The 26,503-nt window shown below is 64.8% G+C and carries 21 protein-coding genes; 6 read left to right on the top strand and 15 right to left on the bottom strand.

What is annotated here, in order from left to right; genetic code table 11:
- Window positions 1-39: 39 nt before the first annotated feature.
- Window positions 40-1,461: a coniferyl aldehyde dehydrogenase gene (locus D3242_RS09105; RefSeq protein WP_064981307.1), complete on the top strand. Its 1,422-nt coding sequence runs from the start codon at window positions 40-42 to the stop codon at window positions 1,459-1,461.
- 255 nt (window positions 1,462-1,716) lie between these two features.
- Here D3242_RS09105 and D3242_RS09100 read toward each other — a convergent pair whose 3' ends face one another.
- From D3242_RS09100 to uxaC, 3 genes are read right to left on the bottom strand one after another with little or no spacing between them, the layout of a single operon-like run.
- Window positions 1,717-2,076: a cupin domain-containing protein gene (locus D3242_RS09100; RefSeq protein ID WP_064981729.1), complete on the bottom strand. Its 360-nt coding sequence runs from the start codon at window positions 2,074-2,076 to the stop codon at window positions 1,717-1,719.
- 10 nt (window positions 2,077-2,086) lie between these two features.
- Window positions 2,087-2,863 (bottom strand): 2-dehydro-3-deoxy-D-gluconate 5-dehydrogenase KduD, encoded by a 777-nt coding sequence (gene kduD / locus D3242_RS09095; protein ID WP_064981308.1) that lies wholly within the window; start codon window positions 2,861-2,863, stop codon window positions 2,087-2,089.
- A 57-nt stretch (window positions 2,864-2,920) separates the two neighbouring features.
- A complete protein-coding gene (gene uxaC / locus D3242_RS09090; RefSeq protein ID WP_064981310.1) occupies window positions 2,921-4,330 on the bottom strand; it encodes a glucuronate isomerase in 1,410 nt (469 codons plus the stop codon).
- 138 nt (window positions 4,331-4,468) lie between these two features.
- Here uxaC and D3242_RS09085 point away from each other — a divergent pair, with 138 nt between their 5' ends.
- Window positions 4,469-5,968 carry a mannitol dehydrogenase family protein gene (locus tag D3242_RS09085; protein WP_064981311.1) on the top strand — a complete coding sequence of 500 codons (1,500 nt, stop codon included), beginning with the start codon at window positions 4,469-4,471 and terminating at the stop codon, window positions 5,966-5,968.
- 53 nt (window positions 5,969-6,021) lie between these two features.
- Here the strand turns inward: D3242_RS09085 and D3242_RS09080 are convergent, their stop codons facing one another.
- The 8 genes from D3242_RS09080 to D3242_RS09040 all read right to left on the bottom strand — a co-directional run bounded on the left by D3242_RS09080 (window position 6,022) and on the right by D3242_RS09040 (window position 15,080).
- Window positions 6,022-6,429: a F0F1 ATP synthase subunit epsilon gene (locus D3242_RS09080; protein ID WP_010912151.1), complete on the bottom strand. Its 408-nt coding sequence runs from the start codon at window positions 6,427-6,429 to the stop codon at window positions 6,022-6,024.
- 244 nt (window positions 6,430-6,673) lie between these two features.
- Window positions 6,674-8,254, bottom strand: coding sequence for a F0F1 ATP synthase subunit beta (gene atpD, locus D3242_RS09075; RefSeq protein WP_032932130.1), 1,581 nt, complete (start codon window positions 8,252-8,254; stop codon window positions 6,674-6,676).
- Window positions 8,255-8,324: 70 nt separating this feature from the next.
- Entirely contained in the window at window positions 8,325-9,209 is an 885-nt protein-coding gene (locus tag D3242_RS09065; RefSeq protein ID WP_010912153.1) for a F0F1 ATP synthase subunit gamma, read from the bottom strand.
- 32 nt (window positions 9,210-9,241) lie between these two features.
- The gene (gene atpA / locus D3242_RS09060) at window positions 9,242-10,771 is read right to left on the bottom strand and encodes a F0F1 ATP synthase subunit alpha (RefSeq protein WP_019861845.1); all 1,530 of its coding nucleotides are present in this window, start codon (window positions 10,769-10,771) and stop codon (window positions 9,242-9,244) included.
- The gene (locus tag D3242_RS09055) at window positions 10,771-11,331 is read right to left on the bottom strand and encodes a F0F1 ATP synthase subunit delta (protein WP_064981313.1); all 561 of its coding nucleotides are present in this window, start codon (window positions 11,329-11,331) and stop codon (window positions 10,771-10,773) included. The genes atpA and D3242_RS09055 overlap by 1 nt, the downstream gene beginning before the upstream one ends.
- A gap of 246 nt (window positions 11,332-11,577) precedes the next feature.
- On the bottom strand, window positions 11,578-11,973 hold the full coding sequence (locus D3242_RS09050; RefSeq protein WP_064981315.1) for an AGROH133_08824 family phage infection protein: 396 nt from the start codon (window positions 11,971-11,973) through the stop codon (window positions 11,578-11,580).
- 177 nt (window positions 11,974-12,150) lie between these two features.
- Window positions 12,151-12,846, bottom strand: a complete 696-nt coding sequence (locus tag D3242_RS09045; RefSeq protein WP_064981316.1) for an aspartate/glutamate racemase family protein — start codon at window positions 12,844-12,846, stop codon at window positions 12,151-12,153.
- 50 nt (window positions 12,847-12,896) lie between these two features.
- Complete coding sequence (locus D3242_RS09040; protein ID WP_064981318.1) at window positions 12,897-15,080, bottom strand: primosomal protein N'; 2,184 nt, start codon at window positions 15,078-15,080, stop codon at window positions 12,897-12,899.
- A gap of 91 nt (window positions 15,081-15,171) precedes the next feature.
- On the opposite strand from D3242_RS09040, the gene fsa reads away from it, so the two are divergent.
- Window positions 15,172-15,828 (top strand): fructose-6-phosphate aldolase, encoded by a 657-nt coding sequence (fsa, locus tag D3242_RS09035; RefSeq protein ID WP_019861850.1) that lies wholly within the window; start codon window positions 15,172-15,174, stop codon window positions 15,826-15,828.
- Window positions 15,829-15,915: 87 nt separating this feature from the next.
- On the opposite strand, the gene D3242_RS09030 is transcribed toward fsa, so the two are convergent.
- The 3 genes from D3242_RS09030 to leuS all read right to left on the bottom strand — a co-directional run bounded on the left by D3242_RS09030 (window position 15,916) and on the right by leuS (window position 21,947).
- Window positions 15,916-18,501, bottom strand: coding sequence for a DNA translocase FtsK (locus D3242_RS09030; RefSeq protein WP_064981320.1), 2,586 nt, complete (start codon window positions 18,499-18,501; stop codon window positions 15,916-15,918).
- 256 nt (window positions 18,502-18,757) lie between these two features.
- Entirely contained in the window at window positions 18,758-19,336 is a 579-nt protein-coding gene (gene lptE, locus D3242_RS09025) for an LPS assembly lipoprotein LptE (RefSeq protein WP_019861852.1), read from the bottom strand.
- Window positions 19,323-21,947, bottom strand: a complete 2,625-nt coding sequence (leuS, locus tag D3242_RS09020) for a leucine--tRNA ligase (protein WP_064981321.1) — start codon at window positions 21,945-21,947, stop codon at window positions 19,323-19,325. Before leuS ends, lptE begins: the two co-directional genes overlap by 14 nt.
- 156 nt (window positions 21,948-22,103) lie before the next feature.
- On the opposite strand from leuS, the gene D3242_RS09015 reads away from it, so the two are divergent.
- Window positions 22,104-22,766, top strand: coding sequence for a YggS family pyridoxal phosphate-dependent enzyme (locus tag D3242_RS09015; protein WP_064981323.1), 663 nt, complete (start codon window positions 22,104-22,106; stop codon window positions 22,764-22,766).
- Between the two features lie 109 nt (window positions 22,767-22,875).
- On the top strand, window positions 22,876-23,925 hold the full coding sequence (locus D3242_RS09010; protein WP_064981325.1) for an aldo/keto reductase: 1,050 nt from the start codon (window positions 22,876-22,878) through the stop codon (window positions 23,923-23,925).
- Between the two features lie 268 nt (window positions 23,926-24,193).
- Here D3242_RS09010 and D3242_RS09005 read toward each other — a convergent pair whose 3' ends face one another.
- Entirely contained in the window at window positions 24,194-25,099 is a 906-nt protein-coding gene (locus D3242_RS09005) for a LysR family transcriptional regulator (RefSeq protein ID WP_064981327.1), read from the bottom strand.
- A 125-nt stretch (window positions 25,100-25,224) separates the two neighbouring features.
- On the opposite strand from D3242_RS09005, the gene D3242_RS09000 reads away from it, so the two are divergent.
- Window positions 25,225-26,418 (top strand): MFS transporter, encoded by a 1,194-nt coding sequence (locus tag D3242_RS09000; RefSeq protein ID WP_064981731.1) that lies wholly within the window; start codon window positions 25,225-25,227, stop codon window positions 26,416-26,418.
- The last annotated feature ends 85 nt before the right edge of the window (window positions 26,419-26,503 follow it).

Raw genomic sequence — 26,503 nt, 5'->3', positions numbered from 1 at the left:
CAGGATGTAAGCTTGGTCGGACGAGCCAGGGAGGGCGCGATGCTGCAGGTGAGACAGGATGTCCTGGGCGAACGGTTCCAGCTGCAACGCGCCGCCTTCGAAAAGCAGCCCTTTCCGGATCTAAGTGTTCGGAAAGACCGCCTGAAGCGCCTGTTGGCCCTGACCGAGCGGCATGAGGCCGACATTTGCGCCGCGATCGACGCCGACTTCGGCGGCCGCTCGGCGCATGAGACGCGCCTTGCAGAACTGTTTGTCGTGCGCGCCGGCATCCGCCACACACTGTCTCATCTGAGCGGCTGGATGCGCGAGCGTCGTATCGCCACCACCTTGCCGTTCCTGCCGGGCCGCAATCGCCTCCTGCCGCAACCGCTTGGTGTCGTCGGTATCGTCTCGCCGTGGAATTACCCCTTCCAGCTTGCCGTCGCGCCGGTCACGGCAGCGCTCGCCGCCGGCAACCGCGTGCTGGTCAAGCCGTCCGAACTGACGCCGGCCTTCTCGGCGCTGCTCGCCGGACTGGCCAGCGAACATTTTTCGCCCGACGAGTTGAGCGTCATCACCGGCGATGCCGAGATGGGCAAGGCTTTCGTCTCGATGCCGTTCGATCACCTGCTGTTCACCGGCTCGACCGCGGTCGGCCGACAGGTCGCGGTCGCCGCCGCCGCCAACCTGACCCCGGTCACGCTCGAACTCGGCGGCAAGTCGCCGGCGATCTTCGATCCCTCCTGCGATCTCGATGCGGCAACGGCCAGCATCGCCTATGGCAAGCTGCTCAATGCCGGGCAGACCTGCATCGCGCCGGACTATCTGCTGGTGCCCAAGGGACAGGCCGGCACGGTCGCCGCCAAGCTCGCTGAGGCGGTGGCGCGGCTCTATCCCACCTTGCGCGACAACCCCGACTACACCGCCATCATCAGCGACCGCCATTTTCAACGCCTGCGCGCCATGATCGCGGAAGCCCGCGATGCCGGTGCCGATGTCGTCGAAATCAACCCGGCCGGCGAAGACTTCGGCGCCACGAGCCGCAAGCTTTTGCCGACCCTGGTCAGCAATGCCGGCCCGGATTTGCGGCTGATGCGCGAGGAGATTTTCGGTCCGGTGCTGCCGATCGTCGAATACGCCGCCATCGACGAGGCGATCAGCCATGTGAACCAGGCCGACCGGCCGTTGGCGCTCTACTGGTTCGGCAAGGACAGCACCAACCGCCAGCGCATCCTGCGCGAGACCGCCGCGGGCGGCGTCACCATCAACGACTGCATGCTGCATCTGGTGCAGGAGAACCAGCCTTTCGGCGGCGTCGGCGCCAGCGGCATGGGCGCCTATCACGGCGAATGGGGGTTCCGCACCTTCAGCAAGGAGAAGCCGGTTTTCCTGCAGTCGCGCCTGAGCGCCGGCGCCCTGCTGCGCCCGCCCTACGGCAAGACGTTCGAGCGGCTTTTCGGCCTGCTCCGGCACATCACCTGACCCAGAGCAATTCCAGGAACCGCTCTGGGACAGCCATCGGTTGTACGGCGCATTAAGCTTATCTTCACCACGATGCGGCAGGCTTCACATCCTGCGGTCACGTCTTGAGTACCGCGGCGCCTCAAGCGCCCAGGCAACAACCCGCGCCTCTTTTGGGGCGCGGGTCATTCGCCCGCACTCCATCGTCCAGTCTTGGCTAGGCAAATCATCGGCCAAAGCATGATGCCGAAAAGTGTGAAGCGGCTTCGGACGACATCACGGGTTATCTCTTTGATTTATAGCAAGAAAATCAGCACGGTGCGGCGTAAAGCTATCGACCAGCCGTCCCGCTTCCAGCGCCTTGACGCCGTGCACCAGGCCGGACGGCACGATGAAGCTGCCGCCGGCTTCAAGGATCGCCGTCCTCCCGTCGATGGTCACCTCGAAACGGCCTTCGGCGACATAGCTTGACTGGACATGCGGGTGCGAATGCAAGGCGCCCACGCCGCCCTTGTCGAAGCCGAATTCGACCAGCATCAGCTCATCGGTGGAGAGGAGAACACGACGCCTGTTGCCGTCTGGCGTCGGAGTCCAGGCGCCCTCATCGGCATGCGCGAAGATCTTTGGCTTCGTCATCGTCCTCTCCTCATCGCGCCAGCCAGCCGCCATCCACCGGCACCGCCGCGCCGTGCATATAGTCGGAAGCCCGTGCCAGCAGGAAGACGGCGGCATCGCCAATGTCCGACGGCTCGCCCCACCGCCCCGCCGGAATGCGCCCGAGAATGGCGGCACTGCGGTCGGGGTCCGCGCGCAGCGCCTGCGTGTTGTTGGTCTCGACATAGCCCGGCGCGATGGCGTTGACGTTGATGCCCTTGGCCGCCCATTCGCAGGCGAGCAACCGGGTGATGCCGAGCACGCCATGCTTGGAGGCGGTGTAGGAGGCGACGCGGATGCCGCCCTGGAAACTCAGCACCGAAGCGATGTTGACGATCTTGCCCCGGCGACCTTCGGCAAGCGCGCGCCTGGCGAAGGACTGGCAAAGCAGAAAGACCGTCTTCAAATTGACGTCCATGACGTCGTCCCAGTCGGTCTCGGCCAGATCGACGGCATCGGCGCGCCGGATGATCCCGGCATTGTTGACCAGCCCGTCGAGCGGCCCGCTTTCGTCCCACACCCGATCCAGCATCGGACCGGCGGTCGCCGTGTCGGCAAGGTCGGCGCTCACCGCCTCGAACCTGGCACCGATGGCCGCGACCTTGCTCGCCGTCTCGTCCATCGACGAACGACCGACGCCGACCACCGCGCCGCCGGCGCGCGCGATCGAGAGGACGATGCCTTGTCCGATGCCGGTGTTGGCGCCGGTGACCAGGATGCGCTTGCCGGCCAGGCTGAAGGCGGAGAGACCGATGCCGGTGCTGTTCATGTCAGCCTGTCACGCTGATCCAACCACCGGCGCCGTTGGGATATTGGGCCGCCGCCATCAAAGCCGGTACGCCTTCTTCGCCAGCGTATAGGCCAATTCCCGTGCCAGCTCATGCGCCTCGTCCTCGCGCAGCCGATGCTCGGCGACGAGGCGCGCGAGGAAAGCGCAGTCGACTCGCCGCGCCACGTCGTGGCGGGCCGGGATCGAAGGAAAGGCACGGGTGTCGTCGTTGAAGCCGACAGTGTTGTAGAAGCCGGCCGTTTCCGTCGTCATCTCGCGAAACCGGCGCATGCCTTCCGGACTGTCATGGAACCACCAGGCGGGGCCAAGCTTCAGCGCCGGGTAGACACCGGCCAGCGGCGCCAGCTCGCGCGCGTAACTGCTTTCGTCGAGCGTGAAGAGAATAACCGTCAGGTCACGCTCCAGCCCGACGCAATCGAGCAGCGGCTTCAGCGCCGTCACATAGTCGGTCCGCATCGGGATATCGAAACCCTTGTCGCGGCCGAACCTCTGGAAGACAGAAGGCGAATGATTGCGCCAGGAACCGGGATGGATCTGCAGCACCAGCCCGTCATCCCGGCTCATCTTGGCCATCTCGGTCAGCATCTGGGCGCGGAACAGTTTGCGCTCGCGCTCATCCTCCGAGCCGCGGCGGATGCGGTTGAACAGCTCCTGCGCCGCCGCGTCGGAAAGATTGGCGGTCTCCGCCGTCGGGTGGCCATGATCCGACGAGGTCGCGCCATAATCCTTGAAGAAGGCGCGCCGCTGCCGATGCGCGTCGAGATAGCCGGCCCAGCCGCCGGTGTCGCAGCCGGTGATCTCGCCAAGCCGGTCGAGATTGGCCGAAAAGCCTTCGAAATCGGGGTCGATGACCGCGTCCGGCCGATAGGCGGTGACGACGCGGCCTTCCCAGCCGCTGTCGCGGATCATCTTATGCCATTTGAGATCGTCGAGCGCGCCTTCGGTCGTGGCGATGACCTCGATGTTGAAGCGCTCGAACAGGGCGCGCGGGCGGAAATTCTCCCACTGCAGCACCGTCGCGATCGTGTCGTAGTGGCGGTCGGCCGTCGTGGCATCCAGCGGGTCTTCGATGCCGAACAGATGCGCCAGCACATGGTCGAACCACAGCCGGGTCGGCGTGGCGCGAAACAGGTAATAGTGCTCGGCAAAGCGCCGCCAGATCGTCCTGCCGTCGGTCTCCACCGGCGCGCCATCCAGGCTGGCCACGCCGAGATCCTCCAGCCGCACGCCCTGGCTGAACAGCATGCGGAAGATGTAGTGGTCGGGCACGATGAGCAGTTGCGCTGGATCCGGGAACGGCTCGTTCAGCGCATACCAGCGCGGATCGGTGTGGCCGTGCGGGCTGACGATGGGAAGGTCCTTGATGCCGGCGTAAAGGCCGCGGGCAAGCGAGCGCGAATGCGCTTCGGGCGGAAACAGCAGGTCCGGATCGGTCAGCGCGACCATGGGGAAAGCGGCTCCTCCAGTCTGGATACCGGTACGTTCGGGCCTAGGCGATGTCAATGTGCGTCGGCAAAGCGGCATCCTTGCGGCAGGCTCGAACAGGTGTTACCCCGCCTGTCATCCACAGCCCCCAGCCCCGGTATGCTGATGACCAGAAGCCATCTATCCGACGCCACGCTCCACAAGCTGCCCGCCGGGACCAAAATCCCTGCTTATGACCGCGGCCGCGTTGCTCGAGGCATCGTGCATCTCGGCGTCGGCGCCTTCCATCGCGCCCATCAGGCCGCCTATGTCGACGAGTGCATGGCGGCGGGCGAAACGGGCTGGGGCATCGTCGGCGTCTCCTTGCGCAGCCCCGATACGCGCGACGCGCTGTCGCCGCAGGACGGGCTCTACACGCTGGCGATCCGCAGCAGTGGCGAGGAGGAGTTGCGCGTCATCGGCTCTATCCAGTCGATGCTGGTGGCGCCGGAAGATCCGGGCGCTGTGCTGGCCGCGCTGACCGATCCGCGCACCCGCATCGTCACGCTGACCATCACCGAAAAAGCCTATCTCAGGGCCGCGGGCGGCGGATTGGACACCGCCCATCCCGACATCATCCACGATCTGGCCAATCCGCAAATGCCGAGGACGGCGCATGGCTTCCTCGCCGAGGCGCTTACCCGCAGACTGGCCGCCGGCACCCCGCCCTTCACCGTGCTGTGCTGCGACAACCTGCCTGCCAACGGCGCCACGCTGCACCGGCTGCTGACCGAATTCGCTGCGTTGCGCGACGGCAGCCTCTCCGCAGCAGGCGACACCGGAATCGCCGACCATATCGCAAACCAGGTCGCCTTCCCGTCGAGCATGGTCGATCGCATCGTACCGGCAACCACCGACGCCGACCGGACACGCATTGCCGGCGAACTCGGTGTCGACGATGCTTGGCCGGTGATGACCGAGCCATTCCGCCAATGGGTGGTCGAAGACAATTTCTCCGCCGGCAGGCCGGACTGGGAAAAGTTCGGCGTCACCATGGTCGGCGATGTCGGCCCCTTCGAGGACATGAAGCTCAGGCTGCTCAACGGCGCGCATTCAGGCATCGCCTATCTCGGCCTGCTCAGCGGCCATGCCACCGTCGACCGCGCTTTCGCCGATCCGGCGATCCGGCGATTTGTCGACGGGCTCTGGGCCGAGGCCATCCCGACATTGCCTGAAGATGCCGGACTGGATACGGCGACCTACACAGCCGAGCTTGCCGAGCGTTTTTCAAACACCGCGCTCGCCCACCGCACGGCGCAGATCGCCAATGATGGCAGCCAGAAACTGCCGCAGCGCATCATCGCTTCCGCCATCGAGTGCCTCGAAGCCGGCACCGAGTTCGTGCATCTCACGCTGGTGGTGGCGGCCTGGATCGCCGCCTGCGCCGCGCGCGGAAAAACCTTGCCCGAAAACCATTTCACCGATCCGCTCGATGCGGCGCTGACGGCACTTTTGGACCAGCAATTGCCGGCGAACGAAACCGTAACGGCCGTGTTCGACCTGGCCGGCTTTGCCAGGGATCACGCCGAACGCCAGACGTTGATCGAGCTCACGGCGGTGCATCTGGTGCATTTGCGGCGGGACGGTCCGATTCTGGCCTTCGCCGCCTTGGGCATCTAAACGAAAAAAGCGAGGCAAAGCCCCGCTTTTCATCAAGTCATCTGATGCGGATTTCAGGCCGGAAGAATCGCGCCTTCCAGCGTGGTCAGCTGGCTGAGGAACTGCTCGGCCTTGCTGCGCGCCTGGTCGTCCTTGGCGTCGGCTGCATCTTCCTTGGCTTCCTGGATGCGGCGGGCGAGATCGGCCCGGTCGACATCTTTCACCGCGACAGCTGATTCCGCCAGCAGCGTACAGCCGGCTGGGACGATGTCGGCGAAACCGCCGAACACGACATAGCGTTCTTCGCCGCCCGAGGCGGTCTTCACCGTGACGACACCCGGCTTGATCGTGGTCATGACCGGCGCGTGATGCGCCATCACGGTCATCTCGCCTTCGGCGCCCGGAATGACGACGGATTCGACCTGCTCGGAAACCAGCAGGCGTTCCGGCGAGACCAGTTCGAATTTGAAAGCTTCAGCCATTATCGTATCCGTTCAACCCATTCGGGCGGCACCCACGCAAAATGTATGGTTGCCGATTGGCTCAGAGCGTTGGAGATCTCCAACTGACCGAGTTCCTCGTGCCACTCCTCCACAGTCCACTCCCGACCGATGAGGGTGTTTAGCTCTGCGACGTCCTCTTCTGGAAGACCAGAAAGAAACTCATCGCTGAGTCGAAGTAACCGGACCCGATCGCCTTGAGCGTATTCGGGTCCTCCATCTTTCATCAGGCCGCTTCGGCCGCCAGGCGCTGTGCCTTCTCGACCGCTTCCTCGATGCCGCCGACCATGTAGAAGGCAGCTTCCGGAAGGTGATCGTAGTCGCCGTTGCAGAGGCCCTTGAAGCCCTTGATGGTGTCGGCGAGGTCGACGAGCTTGCCCGGCGCGCCGGTGAATACTTCGGCGACGAAGAAAGGCTGCGACAGGAAGCGCTCGATCTTGCGGGCGCGGGCCACGGTCTGCTTGTCCTCTTCCGACAGCTCGTCCATGCCCAGGATGGCGATGATGTCCTGCAGCGACTTGTAGCGCTGGAGGATCGACTGCACCTGGCGGGCAACCGCATAGTGCTCTTCACCGACAACCATCGGGTCGAGCATGCGCGAGGTCGAGTCCAGCGGATCGACCGCCGGATAGATGCCCTTCTCGGCGATGGCGCGGTTCAGCGTCGTCGTGGCGTCAAGGTGGGCGAACGAGGTCGCCGGTGCCGGATCGGTCAAGTCGTCGGCGGGCACGTAGATGGCCTGCACCGAAGTGATCGATCCCTTGGTGGTGGTGGTGATGCGTTCCTGCAGCGCGCCCATGTCGGTGGCGAGCGTCGGCTGATAGCCCACGGCCGACGGGATACGGCCGAGCAGAGCCGACACTTCCGAACCCGCCTGCGTGAAGCGGAAGATGTTGTCGACGAAGAACAGCACGTCCTGGCCCTGGTCGCGGAAATATTCAGCCACCGTCAGGCCGGTCAGGCCGACACGGGCGCGCGCGCCCGGCGGCTCGTTCATCTGGCCGTACACGAGAGCCGCCTTGGAGCCTTCGCCGCCGCCCTTCTTGTTGACGCCGGATTCGATGAACTCGTGATAGAGATCGTTGCCCTCGCGGGTGCGCTCGCCGACGCCGGCGAACACCGAATAGCCGCCATGCGCCTTGGCGATGTTGTTGATCAGTTCCTGGATCAGCACGGTCTTGCCGACGCCGGCGCCGCCGAACAGGCCGATCTTGCCGCCCTTGGCGTAGGGTGCCAGCAGATCGAGCACCTTGATGCCGGTGATCAGGATCTGCGCTTCCGTCGACTGCTCGACATAGGTCGGAGCCGGCTGGTGGATGGAGCGCATTTCGATCGCGTCGACCGGACCCTCTTCGTCGACCGGCTCGCCGATGACGTTGATGATGCGGCCGAGCATGCCCGGGCCGACCGGCACGGTGATCGGCGCACCGGTGTCACGCACTTCCTGGCCGCGCACCAGACCTTCGGTGGAGTCCATGGCGATGCAGCGAACGGTGTTTTCACCCAGATGCTGGGCAACTTCGAGCACCAGACGATTGCCGACATTGGTCGTCTCGAGCGCGTTCAGGATCGCCGGAAGGTGATCGCCGAACTGCACGTCGACGACGGCGCCGATGACCTGGCGGACCTTGCCGACAACGCCGGTTGCCTTGGCGGCCACGGCCGAAGTCTTGGCCGCCGCGGCCTTGGCCGGCGCTGCCGCCGTCTTTGCCGGAGCTGCCTTCGCGGCGGCTGCCGGAGCCTTGGCCGCCTTTACGGGGGCTGCGGCCTTGGGGGCCGCCGTCTTGGGGGTCGCTGCTTTCGCCATCGTCTTTACCCTTTTTCGTCCTTTGTTTCTCACGCGGTCCTAGAGCGGGCCGATGGCCCGCGAACCGCGCCTAGAGCGCTTCGGCGCCCGAAATGATTTCGATCAGTTCCTTGGTGATCTGCGCCTGCCGCTGGCGGTTATAGGTGATCGACAGCTTGTTGATCATCTCGCCGGCGTTGCGCGTCGCATTGTCCATGGCGCTCATCTTGGCGCCCATTTCGCCGGCCGCGTTTTCGAGCAGCGCCCGGAAAACCTGCACGGAAATATTGCGCGGGATGAGGTCGGAGAGGATTTCGCCCGGCTCCGGCTCGTACTCGTAGACGGCATTGCCGCCATCCACCGCCGCGGCGGGAGCCGAAGCGACGCCGGCGGGAATGATCTGCTGCGCGGTCGGGACCTGGCTGATCACCGATTTGAACTGCGAATAGAACAGCGTGCAGATGTCGAAGGCGCCCTCGTTGAAGAGGTGGATGACCTTCTTGGCGATCGCGTCGGCATTGACGAAGCCGAGTGTCTTGACCTCGCGCAGATCGACACGGTCGAGGATCATCGAGGCATAGTCGCGGCGCAGGATATCGAAACCCTTCTTGCCGACGCAGATGATCTTGACCTGCTTGCCGTCGGCTAGAAGCCGCCGGATATGATCGCGGGCCAGGCGGGCGATCTGCGAATTGAAGCCGCCGCACAGGCCACGCTCGGCGGTGCAGACGACGAGCAGATGCACGTTGTCCTTGCCGGTGCCGGTCATCAGCGCCGGGGCATCGCCGCCGCCGCCGATTGCCTGGGTGATGTTGGCCAGCACGGAACCCATGCGCTCCGAATAGGGGCGCGCCGCTTCCGCTGCCTCTTGCGCACGGCGCAGCTTCGCCGCGGCGACCATCTGCATCGCCTTGGTGATCTTCTGCGTCGCCTTGACCGAGGCGATACGGTTACGAAGGTCTTTTAATGAAGGCATGCTTCAAACCTGATCCCGTCTTGTCGCTTCGCTCAGGCGAAGGTCTTGGCGAAAGCGTCGATCTCTGCCTTCAGCTTGGCGCGCAGATCGTCCGACAGCGCCTTTTCCTTGCGAATGGCGTCGAGAACGTCCTTGCCCGCCGCACGCATGTGGCTGAGCAGGCCATGCTCGAACTTGCCGACCTGGTTGACCGGCAGCTTGTCGAGATAGCCGTTGACGCCGGCGAAGATCACCGCGACCTGCTCTTCCGTCTTCAGCGGCGAGAACTGCGGCTGCTTCAGGAGTTCGGTCAGGCGCGATCCGCGGTTGAGCAGGCGCTGCGTGGCGGCGTCGAGATCCGAGCCGAACTGCGCGAAGGCCGCCATTTCGCGGTACTGCGCGAGCTCGCCCTTGATCGAGCCGGCAACCTGCTTCATCGCCTTGATCTGCGCCGAGGAACCGACGCGCGACACCGACAGACCGACGTTGACGGCCGGACGGATGCCCTGGAAGAACAGGTTGGTTTCGAGGAAGATCTGGCCGTCGGTGATCGAGATCACGTTGGTCGGGATGTAGGCCGACACGTCGTTGGCCTGCGTTTCGATGACTGGCAGCGCCGTCAGCGAGCCATTGCCCAGATCGTCATTGAGCTTGGCGGCGCGCTCGAGCAGGCGCGAGTGCAGATAGAAGACGTCGCCCGGATAGGCTTCGCGGCCCGGCGGGCGGCGCAGGAGCAGCGACATCTGGCGATAGGCGACGGCCTGCTTCGACAGATCGTCGTAGCTGATCAGCGCATGCATGCCATTGTCGCGGAAATACTCGCCCATGGTGCAGCCGGCGAACGGCGCCAGGAACTGCATCGGCGCCGGATCGGAAGCGGTGGCGGCGACGATGATCGAATATTCGAGCGCGCCGCGCTCTTCCAGCACCTTGACGAACTGCGCGACGGTCGAGCGCTTCTGGCCGACGGCGACATAGACGCAGTAGAGCTTTTCCTTCTCGGGGCCGTTGTCGTGCACCGACTTCTGGTTGAGCATCGTGTCGAGGATGATGGCGGTCTTGCCGGTCTGACGGTCGCCGATGACCAGCTCGCGCTGGCCACGGCCGACCGGGATCAGCGCATCGATGGCCTTGAGGCCGGTCGACATCGGCTCATGCACCGACTTGCGCGGGATGATACCGGGCGCCTTGACGTCGACGCGCTTGCGTTCGGTCGCCTTGATCGGGCCCTTGCCGTCGATCGGATTGCCGAGCGCGTCGACGACGCGGCCGAGCAGGCCCGGACCGACCGGAACGTCGACGATGGCGCCGGTGCGCTTGACGGTGTCGCCTTCCTTGATGTCGCGGTCGGCGCCGAAGATGACGACGCCGACATTGTCGGCTTCGAGGTTGAGCGCCATGCCGCGGATGCCGCCGGGGAATTCGACCATCTCGCCGGCCTGGACATTGTCGAGGCCGTAGACGCGGGCGATACCGTCACCGACGGACAGCACCTGTCCAACTTCGGAGACCTCGGCCTCCTTGCCGAAATTCTTGATCTGGTCTTTCAGAATTGCGGAAATTTCCGCGGCGCGGATGTCCATCAGCCGACCTCTTTCAGTGCAAGCTTGAGCGAATTGAGTTTGGTTTTGAGCGACGTATCGATCTGGCGCGAGCCCATCTTGACCACCAGCCCGCCGAGCAGCGACGGATCGACGGTGACGGAAATGGCCACGTCCTTGCCGGCAACACTTTTCAGCGCCGCCTTGAGTTCGGTCTGCTGGGCAGCCGTCAGCTCATGAGCCGACGTCACTTCAGCAGCGGTCTCGCCACGATGCTCGGCGGCGATCTGGCGGAACGCCTTGATCATGCCGGGCACGGCGAAGAGCCGGCGATTGCGGGCGACGACGCGCAGGAAATTACCGGTGAGGCCGGTGATCCCAGCCTTGTCGGCGATCGCCGCGATGGCCTTGGCCTGCTCCTCGCTGGAGAACACCGGGCTGTTGATCAGCCGGGTCAGGTCGGAACTGCCAGCCAGCATCGCCTCGAAACTGTTGAGGTCGGACTCGACCTTGGCCACGGAATTTGCCTGCAGGGCGAGTTCGAACAGCGAACCCGCGTAGCGTTCTGCGACACCTGAGATTGGCGATGACGATTGGGCCACGGACCGTCTTTTCTCTTGTCTGACAGGCCGCAGATTGTTGGCGCGAGCAAAAACTCTGGCTAAATCTTTGACCTTACTGCATTTTTTCAAGCACGGAGGCGCGGCTTCCGCTATCCCCGGCCGAAAGTCGATTGCCGTCTAGCACAGGCATTTTAAGACCGCAATGCGTCGTTCCGCATGCTTTTCAGGCACTATTGTCGCATCCGGCGAAAGAGTCTCGCCTCGCGCCACGGAATAGCTAGCGATTCAAGGCACAAAGCCGAAGGCAAAGGCAAGCGGCAACGCCGCCAGGACCAATTCCACCACAATGGAAACCCAATTGAAAGGTGTATTGGCGCCATCCGACATCATCGACAGCAGCCGGCCGAAGGCCGTGAACAGCCAGGAGAAGCCGAGCGCCATGTAAACCAGCGGCTGCGCCAAGAGGATGCAGCACAGGCCGACGCCGAGATAGAAGCCCGACATCCGGCCACGCCCCTCGGCGATCGCCGCCGCTTTCTCCGGCTTCGCCTGCAGGCGCAGGATGCGGAAGGCCAGGCTGGGTGCCAGGAAAAACAGAAGGCCGAGCAGCACGGTGAAGACTGCGCTCGACCAGGCCAGCCATTCGCCCTGGCTCGTCGGCCATGGAAGCGCAAAGTCCATTGTGTCCCCTCGAAATGCCTGTTTTGAAATTCCGGGCATTCTAGCCGAGGAAAAGCGCCGCGCCAGATGGCATCAGGCACTTTCAAAGCAATGCCAGGAAAAGTGTGAAACGGTTCTCCCGGGAAAAACGCGCAGCGTTTTCCCTAAGGAATTGCGTCAAAATCAAAAGAGAGCGCGTCAACCGAGCGCGAATTCCACCGCCGCCTCGGCATGGATGCGTGTCGTGTCGAATACCGGAATGTCGAAATCGTCCTGTCCGATCAGCATGGTGATCTCGGTGCAGCCCATGATGATGCTGTCGGCGGCCTCGTCGCGGCGCAGGCGTTCGGCCTCTTCGATATAAGCCGCCTTCGAGGCTTCGGTGACGATGCCTTGGCAGAGCTCCTCATAGATGACGCGATGCACCATGTCGCGCCCGGCCGTATCGGGCACCACTGGCGAGAGGCCGTATTTGTCGGCAAGCCGGCCCTTGTAGAAATCCTGCTCCATGGTGAAGCGCGTCGCCAGCAGCGCCGGGCGCTGCATGCCGGTGCGCTTGATCGCCGCCGCCGTGGCGTCAGCGATATGGATCAAGGGGATCGACACCGCCGCCTGCACCTGGTCAGCCAGTCTGTGCATGGTGTTGGTGCACAGAACCAGACCCTCCGCGCCGCCCGCCTCCAGCTTGCGCGCGGCATCAATCAGAAGCACGCCGGCGCCGTCCCAATCGCCATGATGCTGCCGCTCGGCGATCTCGGCGAAGTCGAACGACCAGAGCAGCAGCTTCGCCGAATGCAGCCCGCCAAGGCGATCGCGCACGATCTCGTTGAGCAGGCGATAGTAGATGGCGGTCGATTCCCAGCTCATGCCGCCGAGCAAGCCAAGGGTTTTCATGTGATCTTCCGTTTCTCGCTGGCCAGCAGCCTATCGCCGATATGGCGACCTTACAAAAAGCTCTGCGGGTCGATGTCGACCTGCACCCGGACCGAGCCGCGCTGCTTCGGCCCATTGGCCAGCATGGTGCGGATAAATCCTTGCATGTCGGCGCGCCGTTCGCCCTGGATCAGCAGGCGGAACCTATGGCGACCGCCGAGTAGGGAGAGCGGCGCTTCCGCCGGCCCCAGCACGAACAGGTCCGACGCCTCGGGCGCAGCGCGGCGCAGGCCGCGTGCATGCCCTTCCGCTTCCGCTCGCGTCACCGCGCTGACGATGACGCCGGCCAACCGGCCGAAGGGCGGCAGGGCCGCCCGCTCCCGCTCGGCGATCTCGCGCTCGTAAAAAGCCTCGGCATCGCCCGAGACGATCGCCCGCATCACCGGATGGTCGGGCTGGAAAGTCTGCAGCAGGCCGAGGCTCTTCTTGCCGGTGCGGCCGGCGCGGCCGGTCACCTGGCTGAGCAGCTGGAAGGTGCGCTCGGCGGCGCGCGGATCGCCATTGGCAAGACCGAGATCGGCATCGACGACGCCGACCAGCGTCATGTTGGGAAAATTGTGGCCCTTGGCCACGAGCTGCGTGCCGATGACGATATCGGCCTCGCCATCGGCGATCGCTTCCAGTTCCAGCCGCAGCCGCCGCACCCCGCCCATCAGGTCGGACGACAAGACGATGGTGCGCGCATCGGGGAAATGCGTGACGACCTCCTCGGCGATGCGCTCGACACCCGGGCCGCAGGCGACCAGATGGTCGAGCGTACCGCATTCCGGGCAGGCTTCGGGGCGGCGTTCATTGTGCCCGCAATGATGGCAGACCAGTTGGCCTCGAAAGCGATGCTCGACCAGCCAGGCCGAACAGACCGGGCAGCCGAAACGGTGGCCGCAGACGCGGCACAGCGTCAGCGGCGCATAGCCGCGCCGGTTGAGGAACAGGAGCGACTGTTCCTTCTTCTCCAGCGTCTTGCGCATATGGTCGATCAGCACCGGAGACAGGAAGCCGCCACGCGCCGGTGGCGCGCGCCGCAAGTCGATCGACTTCAGCTGCGGCAGCGCCGCCTCGGCGAAGCGGGCGGAAAGGATGGCCCTGTTGTACTTGCCTTGGCTCGCATTGACGCGGCTCTCGACCGAAGGCGTCGCCGACGCCAGCACCACCGGAAAGCCGCCAATATGGCCGCGCACCACCGCCATGTCGCGCGCATTGTAGAAGACACGGTCCTCCTGCTTGTAGGCAGGGTCGTGCTCTTCGTCGACGACGATCAGGCCAAGCTCCTTGAACGGCAGGAACAGCGCCGAGCGCGCGCCGGCAACGACGCGCACCGTGCCTTCCGCCACCTGCCGCCAGACTTTTTCGCGCATCCTGGGCGGCAGGTCGGAATGCCATTCGCCCGGCTTGGCGCCGAAGCGCTGCTGGAAGCGTTCGAGGAAAGCGTGGGTCAGCGCAATTTCCGGCAAAAGGATCAGCACCTGCTTGCCCTGGTCGAGCGCCGCCGCCACCGCCTCGAAATAGACCTCCGTCTTGCCAGACCCGGTGACGCCGTCGAGCAGCGCGACGTTGAAGGCGCCGGCCGCGACATTGGCGCGCAGCATCGATGCGGCGTCGCTCTGGTCCGGCATCAATTCCGGCACGGCATAGCTCGGATCAGGTGCTGCCACGACCGGGCGCGGCGGGATCATCACCGTCTCGAACACGCCTTGCGCCTTCAGCCCCTCGATCACCGTCGACGACACACCCGCCGCATGCGCGAGGCCCGACCGCGTCCAGGCCAGCCCGCCTTCGGCCGTTTCCAGCACGCGCGCCCGCGCATCCGTCATCCGGTCGGGAACGATAAGCGTGCGTTGCAATCCCTCGATCCAGGGCTCCGGGTCAAAGGCCTCCGGCGCTCTGAGCAGCATGCGCGCCACCATGCCCGGCGCCGACAGCGTGTATTGCGCCACCCAGTCGACGAAACGGCGCATCGAACGGTCGATCGGCGGGCAGTCGAAGACCTGTTCGATCGCGCGCAGTTTTTTCGCGTCGACAGTCTCGACCGCGCCATCCCAGACGATGCCGGCAACCTGGCGCGGCCCGAGCGGCACGCGCACGATCGACCCTGGCACGACGCGCATGCCGGCCGGCACGGCATAGGTGTAGGGGCGTTCGGCAGGCATCGGCACCAGCACCGGTGCGGCTGCGACAAAGGGCGAATCTTCGATCATGAGGCGTGACCTTGCCCCGACTTTGGTCTAGATCAAAGAGCAACGCTGAACGTGCCTTCCCAGGCACGACGAAATCGTCAGGAGACCCGCCATGAAATTTTTTGTCGACACCGCCGACATCAAGGATATCCGTGAGCTGAACGATCTGGGGCTGCTCGACGGCGTCACCACCAATCCGTCGCTGATTCTCAAATCCGGCGGCAAGATCGCCGACGTCACCAAGCAGATCTGCGATATCGTCGCCGGCCCGGTCTCGGCCGAAGTCGTGGCGACCGAATACAAGGACATGATGGCGGAGGCCGAGGTGCTGGCCAAGATCGCGCCCAATGTCTGCATCAAGGTGCCGCTGACGCTGGACGGCCTGAAGGCCTGCAAGACGATCCGCACCCAGATGAACCGCATGGTCAACGTCACGCTGTGCTTCTCGGCGAATCAGGCGCTGCTCGCCGCCAAGGCCGGCGCCTCGTTCATCTCGCCCTTCGTCGGCCGCATCGACGACACCGGCTCGGACGGCATGGAGCTGATCCAGGAGATCCGCCAGATCTACGACAATTACGACTTCCAGACCGAGATCCTGACCGCATCGGTGCGCACGGTGAACCACGTCAAGCAGGCGGCCCTGATCGGCGCCGATGTCATCACCGCGCCGCCGGCGACGCTGAAGGCGCTGGTCAAGCACCCGCTGACCGACAAGGGCCTGGAACAGTTCCTCGCAGATTGGGCCAAGACCGGCCAGAAGATCGGCTGAGATCGCACTGCTTCAATAGAAAAGGCCGGGCGACCGGCCTTTTTTATTACGCGTCGCAAGAAGCCCGATCGCCGAAAGGACCGCCGATCATTCCGTGCCGTCGTCGTCGGCCGCGGCTGCCTGCGGGCGCCGGCCCATGATGATTTCGCGCTTGCCGACATGGTTGGGCGCGCCGACCAGACCTTCCTTCTCCATGCGTTCGACCAGGGAGGCGGCGCGGTTGTAGCCAATGCCGAGCCGGCGCTGAATGTAGGACGTCGAACACTTCTTGTCGCGCACCACCACCTTGACCGCTTCGTCATAGCTGGAATCGCCGTCCTCGGCCGCGACCGATCCCTTGTCGAAGACCGCGCCCTGGTCGTCCTCGACCTCTTCCTCGTCCTCGTCGGCGGTCACGGTCTCCAGATATTCCGGGCGGCCCTGCGCCTTCAGATGCGCCACGACATGCTCGACCTCCGCGTCGGAGACGAATGGGCCGTGCACGCGTGATATCCGCCCGCCCCCCATCATGTGCAGCATGTCGCCCTGGCCGAGCAGCTGCTCGGCGCCCTGCTCGCCCAGGATGGTGCGGCTGTCGATCTTGGAGGTGACCTGGAAGGAAATTCGGGTCGGGAAGTTGGCCTTGATCGTGCCGGTGATGACATCGACCGAGGGGCGCTGCGTTGCCATGATCAGATGGATGCCGGCGGCGCGCGCCATCTGCGCCAGGCGCTGGATGGCGCCTTCGATCTCCTTGCCGGCGACCATCATCAGGTCGGCCATCTCGTCGACGATGACGACGATGTAAGGCATCGGCGCAAGATCGATTTCCTGCTGCTCGAACAGCGGCTCGCCGGTGCCCTTTTCGAAGCCGGTCTGCACCGTCATGATGACCGCCTCGCCCTTGTCGCGGGCTTGGGCGGCGCGCTCATTGTAGCCGTCGATGTTGCGCACGCCGAGCCGTGCCATCTTGCGATAGCGGTCCTCCATTTCGCGCACCGCCCATTTGAGTGCGGTGACGGCCTTCTTGGGATCGGTGACGACGGGCGTCAGAAGATGCGGGATGCCATCATAGACGGAGAGTTCCAGCATCTTCGGATCGACCATGATCAGCCGGCATTCTTCCGGCTTCAGCCGGTAGAGCAGCGACAGGATCATGGTGTTGATGGCGACAGACTTGCCGGAACCGGTGGTGCCGGCGACGAGCAGATGCGGCATCTTCGCCAGTTCGGCGATGACGGGCTCGCCGCCGATCGTCTTGCCGAGGCAAAGCGCCAGCTTGCAACTGGTCTTGCGGAAGCCCTGCGATTCGATCAGTTCGCGGAAATAGACGGTCTCTCGCGTCTCGTTCGGCAGCTCGATGCCGATGACGTTGCGGCCGGGCACGACGGCGACGCGCGCCGAAATCGCCGACATGGAGCGGGCGATATCATCGGCAAGACCGATGACGCGGGACGATTTGACGCCCGGCGCCGGCTCGAACTCATAGAGGGTGACGACCGGACCTGGGCGAACGTGGATGATCTCGCCGCGCACGCCGAAATCCTCGAGCACGCTTTCCAGCAGATCGGCATTCTGCTCGAGCCGCTCCTGCGACATGTAGAAACCCTGCCCTTCCGGCGGCTGCTGCAGCAACTCTTCCGAGGGAAGTTCGTACGCCTCGCCTGTCGTGGCCGGCACGATCTTGCCGGCCAAAGGCAGCGGCGAAGAGGGGCGCGCGGCTGGAACCTGTACGGTCTCCTCGGCGCCTTGTGCGATTTGCACCGGAGCGGCATCACCCGCGACGGCAGGGGCTGCGACCCGCGCCTGGGCTCGCTTCGGCACACCACCCGCCGCCGGCTGAACCGCCGCTTCGTTGGAGTTGGCCGGCCGGACATCCGGCAAAGCGGCAGGGGCTTGCTGGCCTGGAAGCCAGTCGATGACGCGGAACGACGCGGTCGGGTCGGCCGAGGGCGCGGCGCGGACATCGATCCGACCGGCGGCAACTGGCGCGGCGGCGCGCGGGATCGGGACGGCTCGCGACGTCTGCGACGAACCTTCGATCATGTAGGGCGCCATGAGCTCGAAGAAGACGTGATCCGACAGATAGGGCCAGCGGACGGTTTCACGGCCAGTCGTCTTGACCGGCGCCACCGTTCCCTGGGCAGACGCGGCCGGTGCGGGTGCCCGTACCGGCGCAGCGGTCCTCGGACCGGCCGTCACAACCGTCCGCGCCTTTTCGTTGGCATGCCTTGGCGGAACGGAGGCCGGTGATCTTTCATGCATCACGGCTTTGTTGCCGGCGGGCGGCCGGGCGGCTTCCACAGCGGCGTTCCGGCTTTTCATCGCCGCCGGCAATGACGGGGACGAGACCCCTGACGACGGCGCAGCCGCGGCAGGCTGTGCGACGGCTTGCCGCGCCGGCGGCGCCGGCGGTTCGCCTTGCTCGGAGGTGATCTGGCGCGGATGGCGCGGACTGGCTTCGTAGTCCGGCGTGCGGGTAAACCGCACATTGGGCGCCAGGAAGAAATACTCCTGCCAGGCGGGGCTTTCGTTGCCGCCGAGATCGACAGGTGGCGGGAAATTGCCGCCCGCGGTCGCGCCGGGCGGCTGGCCTTCCGCCTTGCCGCTCATGCCGCTGAAACGCTTTCCCTCGGGGTCATCGGGCGAAGCTGACTTCAATGAATTGACCCGAGGAAAACGCTTGGATTCCATTCTCAAGACTCACTCTGAAACGTCAGCTGAGCAATAGGGAGCGAGTGGTTAACAGTTGCTTCCCGTGAGCGCTTTTGGAGCGGCCGAAATGTATCTTTCGCGGCGATGGCGCACGAGCCGGATTCGAGCCGATGATCGTCACCCCACGATCGTCCACTCATGCATATGCTTCGAGTTAAAAAGAGAACCCTCGGCCATCGCGAAGTGGGCCGTGCATCAGGATCGAGGCAGCGTTTTCCGTGAAAAGAAGGTGGCGCTAGCTGGCCGCCTTGCCGTGCCGGACCAGATCCTGGGCGATGGACAGCTGCAGCGCCTCGGCCAGTTCGCGCGCGGCGCGGTTCTCGGCGTCGATCTGCGCCCTGTACGAGGCAAATTCCTGGCGCGGCCTGTCGAACGAAGAGGTAATCGAGCGCTTGCCGACGGTGATGACTGCGCCGCTTTTCGCATCGGTCAGCGTATAGTTGGCGGTCAGCGTCACCGAGCCGGCGGTCGGCTCGTCCTCATCGGTGCCGACCTGCACGAGGGCGGAGGATTCAACAGCTTCGGTCACGCTGAGATTAAGCGAATAGAGCGGCGACGCCGGTTCGCCGGCACCCCGCCCGAAGCCGAAGATCAGATTGTTGCGCACCTGCTGGGCATAACGCGTCTTGACCGGCTTGATGGCGATCGACGCCAGCTCGGCATTGGCGCTCGAGCCCGTCGACAACGGCGCGTTGGAATAGAGCGGCCGCACCGTGCAGGCCGAAACCAGAGCCAGCGAGCCGACAAGGCCGGCGAGCGCAACGCGGCGCAGCAAGCGGCTCAGCTCTGTCTTTTCCCGATCAGGCAACGACATTGACGATCCTCTGCGGCACGATGATCACCTTGCGCGGAGCCTTACCTTCGAGTGCTTTCTGCACGAAGTCGAGAGCCAATACCGCTTTTTCGACCGCACCTTGGTCCGCGTCGCGGGCAATTGTCAAATCCCCCCGCTTCTTGCCGTTGACCTGCACCGGATAGGTCACTTCGTTGTCGACGACCAGCGCCGGGTCGAAGATCGGCCATGGCCGTTCAGCGACCAGATCGGTGCCGCCGAGCGTCTCCCAGCACTCCTCGGCCAGATGCGGCATCACTGGCGCGATCAGATGCACCAGGATCTCCACCGCCTGGCGGCAGGCGCTCTGCAGGGCCGGCTCGGCCTTGCCTTCCGCCACCTGGTTGAGCGGCGTGGTCAGCACATTGGCCAGTTCATAGATGCGGGCGATGGCGCGGTTGAAGCCGAGCTTCTCGATATCCTCGCCGACCGCTTTCAGGATCTTGTGCGTGGCCTTCGAGACCACTCCCGCCTCGCCGGCGTCGACTGCTGCGGGCTTGACGCCGGCCAGCGTCTCGGCGGCCGTCGACACCAGCCGCCAGACGCGCTGCATGAAGCGGTGCGCGCCGGCGGCGCCATCGTCGGTCCACTCGACATCGCGCTCTGGCGGCGAATCCGACAGCATGAACCAGCGCGCCGTGTCGGCGCCGTAGCCGTCGGTGATGTCTTCGGGACTCACCGTGTTCTTCTTCGACTTCGACATCTTCTCCAGCGGGCCGATGGTGACAGCCTCGCCGGTGGCGATGTCGAAGGCGCGGCGTTCGCCGTCGACGCCCTCCAGCCGCACCTCGGTCGGCGCCAGCCAGCGGCCGTTCGAAGCCGATCCGACGCGGTAGGTCTCGTGCACCACCATGCCTTGCGTGAACAGGCCCTTGAACGGCTCGGCCAGGTCGACATGGCCGGTTTCGCGCATGGCGCGGGTGAAGAAGCGCGAATAGAGCAGATGCAGGATCGCATGCTCGATGCCGCCGATATACTGATCCACCGGCAGCCATTCATTGGCCGCCCTGGGATCGGTCGGCTCATGCGCCCAGGGCGCGGTGAAGCGGGCAAAATACCAGGACGAATCGACGAACGTGTCCATCGTGTCGGTTTCGCGCCGCGCGTCCCTGCCGCATTGCGGACACTTCACATGCCGCCAGGTCGGATGCCGGTCGAGCGGATTGCCCGGCCGGTCGAAATCGACATCGTCGGGCAGCTTGACCGGCAGGTCGGCCTTCGGCACCGGCACCACGCCGCAATCCTCGCAATGGATCATCGGGATCGGGCAGCCCCAGTAGCGCTGGCGCGAAATGCCCCAGTCGCGCAGGCGGAAATTCACCTTGCGCTCGGCCATCGGCCGGTTGCCGATCGTCTTCTGCTCCAGCAGCTTCGCCACTTCGTCGAAAGCGCGGTCCGGCTTCATGCCGTCGAGGAAGCGCGAATTGATCATCACGCCGTCGTCGACATACGCTTCTTCCGTGATCTGGAACGACTTGGCATCGCCGCCTTCCGGCATCACCACCGGGATCACCGGCAAGCCGTATTTGTTGGCGAAGTCGAGGTCGCGCTGGTCGCCGGACGGACAGCCGAATATGGCGCCGGTGCCGTATTCCATCAGCACGAAATTGGCGACGTAGACAGGCAGTGTCCAGCTGTCGTCGAAGGGATGAACAACGCGGATGCCGGTGTCGAAACCCTTCTTCTCGGCCGTCTCAAGTGCGGCCACCGACGTGCCCATATGGCGGACCTCGTCGATGAACTTCGCCAGCGCCGGATTGGTCTCGGCGGCCTTCCTGGCCAGCGGGTGATCGGCGGCGACGGCCATGAAGGAGGCGCCGAAGATGGTGTCGGGCCGCGTCGTGTAGACTTCCAGCTCATGCTCGCCGGCGATCGGTGCAGCCAGAGGCCAGCGGATCAGCAGACCTTCCGAACGGCCGATCCAGTTCTGCTGCATCAGCTTCACTTTTTCGGGCCATTCGTCGAGGCCGTCGAGCGAATCCAGCAGGTCCTGCGCAAAGTCGGTGATCTTGAAGAACCACTGCGTCAGTTCGCGCTGTTCGACCAGCGCGCCGGAGCGCCAACCGCGCCCGTCGATGACCTGCTCGTTGGCAAGCACCGTCATATCCTCCGGGTCCCAGTTGACCTTGGAGGATTTGCGCGTCACCAGCCCCTTCTCGACGAAATCGAGGAACAGCATCTGCTGGCGGTGGTAGTACTCGACATCGCAGGTCGCGAATTCGCGCGCCCAGTCCAGCGACAGGCCCATGACCTTGAGCTGCTCGCGCATGGTGGCGATGTTCTGATAGGTCCATTCCTTGGGGTGGACCTTGTTCTGCATCGCCGCGTTTTCGGCCGGCATGCCGAAGGCGTCCCAGCCCATCGGATGCAGCACGTTGAAGCCCTTGGCCCGCTTGTAGCGCGCCACCACGTCGCCCATCGTGTAATTGCGGGTGTGGCCGATATGGATGCGCCCCGACGGATAGGGGAACATCTCCAGCACGTAGTATTTCGGCTTCGGGTCGTCATTGCGCGCTTCGAACAGCTTCTTTTCGGCCCAGGCCTTCTGCCATTTGGGTTCTGACGCGCGCGGATTGTATCGTTCGGTTGCCATGGGACGTTTTTCACTTAAAAGCAGGCGCGAACCGCGGGCGACTGGCTCCGCGGTTCAGGGAATGTGGTCCGGGTGTTCACCATGGTTTGGCAAACCCGTCAACCATATGGGCTTCGCGGCGGCTAAAAACGCGGATCAAAACAGCGGGATTTGCATATGGGTGACACCGTTCAGCAGTTTTTCGCGGTCAAGGCGAAGATCGCCGCCGCCGAGCAGGAGGCCCGCCGCGAGGCCGGCGCGGTGACGCTGGTGGCCGTCTCCAAGACCTTTGACGCCGCCGACATCCGCCCCGTCATCGAGGCCGGCCAGCGCGTCTTCGGCGAGAACCGCGTGCAGGAAGCGCAGGGCAAATGGCCCGATCTGAAGCAGGCATTTCCTGACATCGAGCTGCATCTCATCGGTCCGCTGCAATCGAACAAGGCCAAGGAAGCGGTGGCGCTGTTCGACGTCATCGAGACGGTCGATCGCGAGAAAATCGCCGCCGAACTCGCCAAGGAGATTGCCCGGCAGGGACGCTCCCCAAAACTCTATGTCCAGGTCAACACCGGCTCCGAGCCACAGAAGGCCGGCATCGAGCCCCGCGCGGCGATCGCCTTCGTCGCCCGCTGTCGCGATGTCCACGGCCTCGCCATCGAAGGGCTTATGTGCATCCCGCCGGCCGACGAGAACCCCGGCCCGCATTTCGCCCTGCTGGAAAAGCTCGCTCGCGAGGCCGGCGTCGCCAAACTGTCTATGGGCATGTCCGGCGACTACGAGACGGCCATCGCCTTCGGCGCCACCAGCGTCAGGGTCGGCTCGGCGATTTTTGGTAGCCGCTGATACGCACGCCTTTGGGCCAGTTCGGCAAGCTGGCTGCGCCACGACTGGAAACGAAACGTACCGTTCCTATTTGTTTTGTGTCATCACAAATTTCTCCTGGAGCTTCGCCATGCGTTACAACCAGCTTGGAAATACGGGGATGTACGTCTCCGAACTGTGCCTCGGCACCATGACCTTCGGTGCCGCCGGCCAGAATGCCCAATGGGGGCTGATCGCCAGCCTCGACCAGAAGGGCGTCAACGAGATCGTCGGCCGCTCGATCGCCGCCGGCGTCAACTTCTTCGACACGGCCGACGTCTACTCCTTCGGTGAGTCCGAGCGCCTGCTCGGCCAGTCGCTCAGGGACCTCGGCGTCAAGCGTTCGGACGTCGTCATCGCCACCAAGGTGCATGGCGCAATGGGCCAGGGTCCGAACGAGCGCGGCTCCTCGCGCGGCCACATCATGGATTCGGTCGATGCCAGCCTCGAACGGCTGCAGCTCGACCATATCGATCTCTATCAGCTGCACGGCACCGACGCGGTGACGCCGATCGACGAGACGCTGCGGGCGCTGGACGACCTCGTTGCCAGTGGCAAGGTCCGCTATGTCGGCGTTTCCAACTGGGCGGCATGGCGCATCGCCAAGGCGCTCGGTATCGCCGACCGCAAGGGCTTCGCCCGCTTCGAGACCATCCAGTCCTACTATTCGATCGCCGGCCGCGACCTCGAGCGCGAGATCGTGCCGCTCATCAACGAGGAGAAGCTCGGCCTGATGGTGTGGTCGCCGATGGCGGGCGGCCTGCTTTCCGGCAAGTACGGTCCCGGTGCGCCCGGCAATGGCGAGGGCCGCCGTGCGTCCTTCAACTTCCCGCCGGTCAACGAGGATCGCGCCTGGGCGGCCGTCGCCGTCATGCGCGAGATCGCCAAGAAGCATGGTGTCAGCGTTGCCACGGTGGCGCTCGGCTATGTCCTGGCCAAGCCCTTCGTGATGAGCGTCATCATCGGCGCCAGCCGCATGGACCAGCTCGAACAGAACCTTGCCGCGACTGAAGTGAAGCTCGACGCGGACGATCTCGCCAGGCTCGACGAGGTCAGCGCGCTGCCGTCCGAATATCCCGGCTGGATGCTGGAGCGCCAGGCGGCCGGCCGTCGCCCGGCGCCATTCGTGCCGAAGGGGTAGTCCGTCTCCACCACGACGCGATTTTCTGCAAAGCCGCGCGTTCCTTCGGGCGCGCGGCTTTTTCGCGCTTCAAGCCGCACGGCCGCCTTGTACCGGACGCGATTGCGGCTACCGGAGCAGCATATGGGGATGTCTGGAGGTGACGATGGCACCATCCGCCGCGCAATTTCGGGACAGCATCGTTGCGATCCCGTGATGATGAGCGGACGGGGATTCCATATCCCGCCCCTGCCGGGTTGTCGAACGGACCTTGAAAACCTGCGTTTCCTCAGAGCCGTACAGTCTCGGCCAGAAAATCGAGAAAGGCCCGCACCCGCGCCGGCAGATGCCGGCCCTGGCCGACATAGACGGCATGGGTCGCCTCCTCGTCGCCCGGATTGAAATCCTCCAGCAGCGCCACCAGCCGACCGGCTGCGATATCGGCCGCGACATGCCAGCGCGCCAGCCGGGAGATGCCGGCTCCGGCCAGCGTCATCAGCCGCATCGCCTCGCCGTCACTGACCGCCGTGTTGCCGGTGATCGGGACCATGCCCGCGTTGCCGGCAGCGTCGACAAACGGCCAGCCATCAATATGCCTGACGAAGCCGAAGCCCATGCGATTATGCCCATCGAGATCGGCCGGCGTCAGCGGTTTTCCCTGCGCCTCGAGATAGGACGGGGCCGCAACCACCACCACCGGGCTTTGCCCGAGCTTGCGCGCCACCAGCCGCGATTCGCCGAGCGGCCCGGCGCGGATGGCGACATCGGCGCGTTCGGCCATCAGGTCGATGACGCTGTCGGTCAGCACCAGATCGACCGAAATTTCGGGATAGCGCTCAAGGAAGCGCGGCAGGAGCGGGATCAGCCGGTGCACGCCGAAGGGCACGTAGGTGTTGACGCGCAGCCGCCCGCGCGGTGCGGCACCCGCCGCCGCCTCGCGCTCGGCCGCGGCCATATCGGACAGGATACGCAATCCGCTGTCGTAGAATGCCGTTCCCTCCGGCGTCAGCTGCAGCTTGCGTGTCGAGCGGCTGACCAGCCGCGCGCCGAGCCGGGCTTCCAGACGCGCGATCAGCTTGCTGACGGCTGATGGCGTCATGCGCAGCGCGCGCGCAGCCGCCGAGAAGCTACCGGCCTCGACAACGCGCACGAACACTTCGATCTCGCCGGAGCGGTTGATATCGGGTCTGGCCATTTGTGAATCTATTTCACAGTAAATGTGCCGAACACAAGTCTGGTTCACAGTGCATGGCGACACGATCTTTCGGCTCGGAGCGCGGTTTGGACAAGGCGCTCGTCGTCGCCAAAGTGGGAACCGTCATGCCTCTTGCTCTCTACGCCCTCGCCGCCGGTGCCTTTGGCATCGGCGTCACCGAATTCGTCATCATGGGTCTGCTCATCGACGTCAGCAAGGATTTCGGCGTCTCGATCTCGGCCGCCGGCCAGCTCATTTCGGGCTATGCGCTGGGCGTCGTCATCGGCGCACCGCTGCTCACCATCGCCACCGGTAACTGGCCGCGCAAGACCGTGCTGCTGGTGCTGATGGCGATCTTCACGCTGGGCAATCTCGCCTGTGCGCTGGCGCCCGACTATTGGACCCTGATGGGCGCTCGCATCGTCACCGCCTTTGCCCATGGCACCTTCTTCGGCGTCGGTTCTGTCGTCGCCACCGGCCTGGTCGCGCCCAACAAGAAGGCATCGGCGATCGCGCTGATGTTCACGGGGCTGACCATCGCCAACATCCTCGGCGTGCCCTTCGGCACCTGGCTCGGCCAGGCCTTCGGCTGGCGCGCGACCTTCTGGGCGGTGACCTTGGTCGGCCTAGCGGCCTTCGCCGTCATCCTGGCCCTGGTGCCGCGCAGCCAGGCAGCACCCGAAAAGAGCGACCTGCGCGCCGATCTCGCCGTGCTGCGCCGCGCGCCGGTGCTGCTCGGCCTCGCCACCACCGTGCTTGGCTATGCCGGCGTCTTTGCCGTCTTCACCTACATCGCCCCGCTGCTGACCGAGATCAGCGGCTTCAAGGAAGCGGCAGTGTCGCCGATCCTGCTCGTCTTCGGCGGCGGCCTCATCGCCGGCAACCTCGCCGGCGGCAAGGTTGCCGACCGCTGGCTGGTGCCGGCCGTGCTGGGCAGTCTCGTGGCGCTGGCCGTGGTGCTGGCGACCATGAGCTTCGCCATCCACAGCCAGGTCCTGGCCGTCATCTATGTCGGCCTGCTGGGGGCCGCCGCCTTCGGCACCGTGGCGCCGCTGCAGATGTGGGTGCTGGACAAGGCGCAAGGCGCCGGCCAGAGCCTCGCCTCCTCCTTCAACATCGCCGCCTTCAATCTCGGCAATGCCGCCGGCGCCTGGCTCGGCGGCGCGGTCATCGCCCATGGCCTTGGGCTGGGTTCGCTCACCTGGGTCGCCGCTTTGCTGCCGGTCGCGGCACTCGCCGTGGCGGGATTGGCGCTGCGCCTCGACAGACATGAAGAACGGCTGATCCCAGCTGCTGCCGGCACCGTCTCCATGAAGTGATGGCAGCACCGATATCGACCCGTCGACAGACGCCCCGAAACGAGACCGAGAGGAGAACCTATGACACTTCCGATCCACCGCACCA

Origin of the sequence: Mesorhizobium jarvisii (assembly GCF_003601985.1) — a bacterium.
In the GTDB taxonomy this organism is placed as follows: domain Bacteria; phylum Pseudomonadota; class Alphaproteobacteria; order Rhizobiales; family Rhizobiaceae; genus Mesorhizobium; species Mesorhizobium jarvisii.
This window is presented reverse-complemented; position numbering and strand designations above follow the sequence as displayed.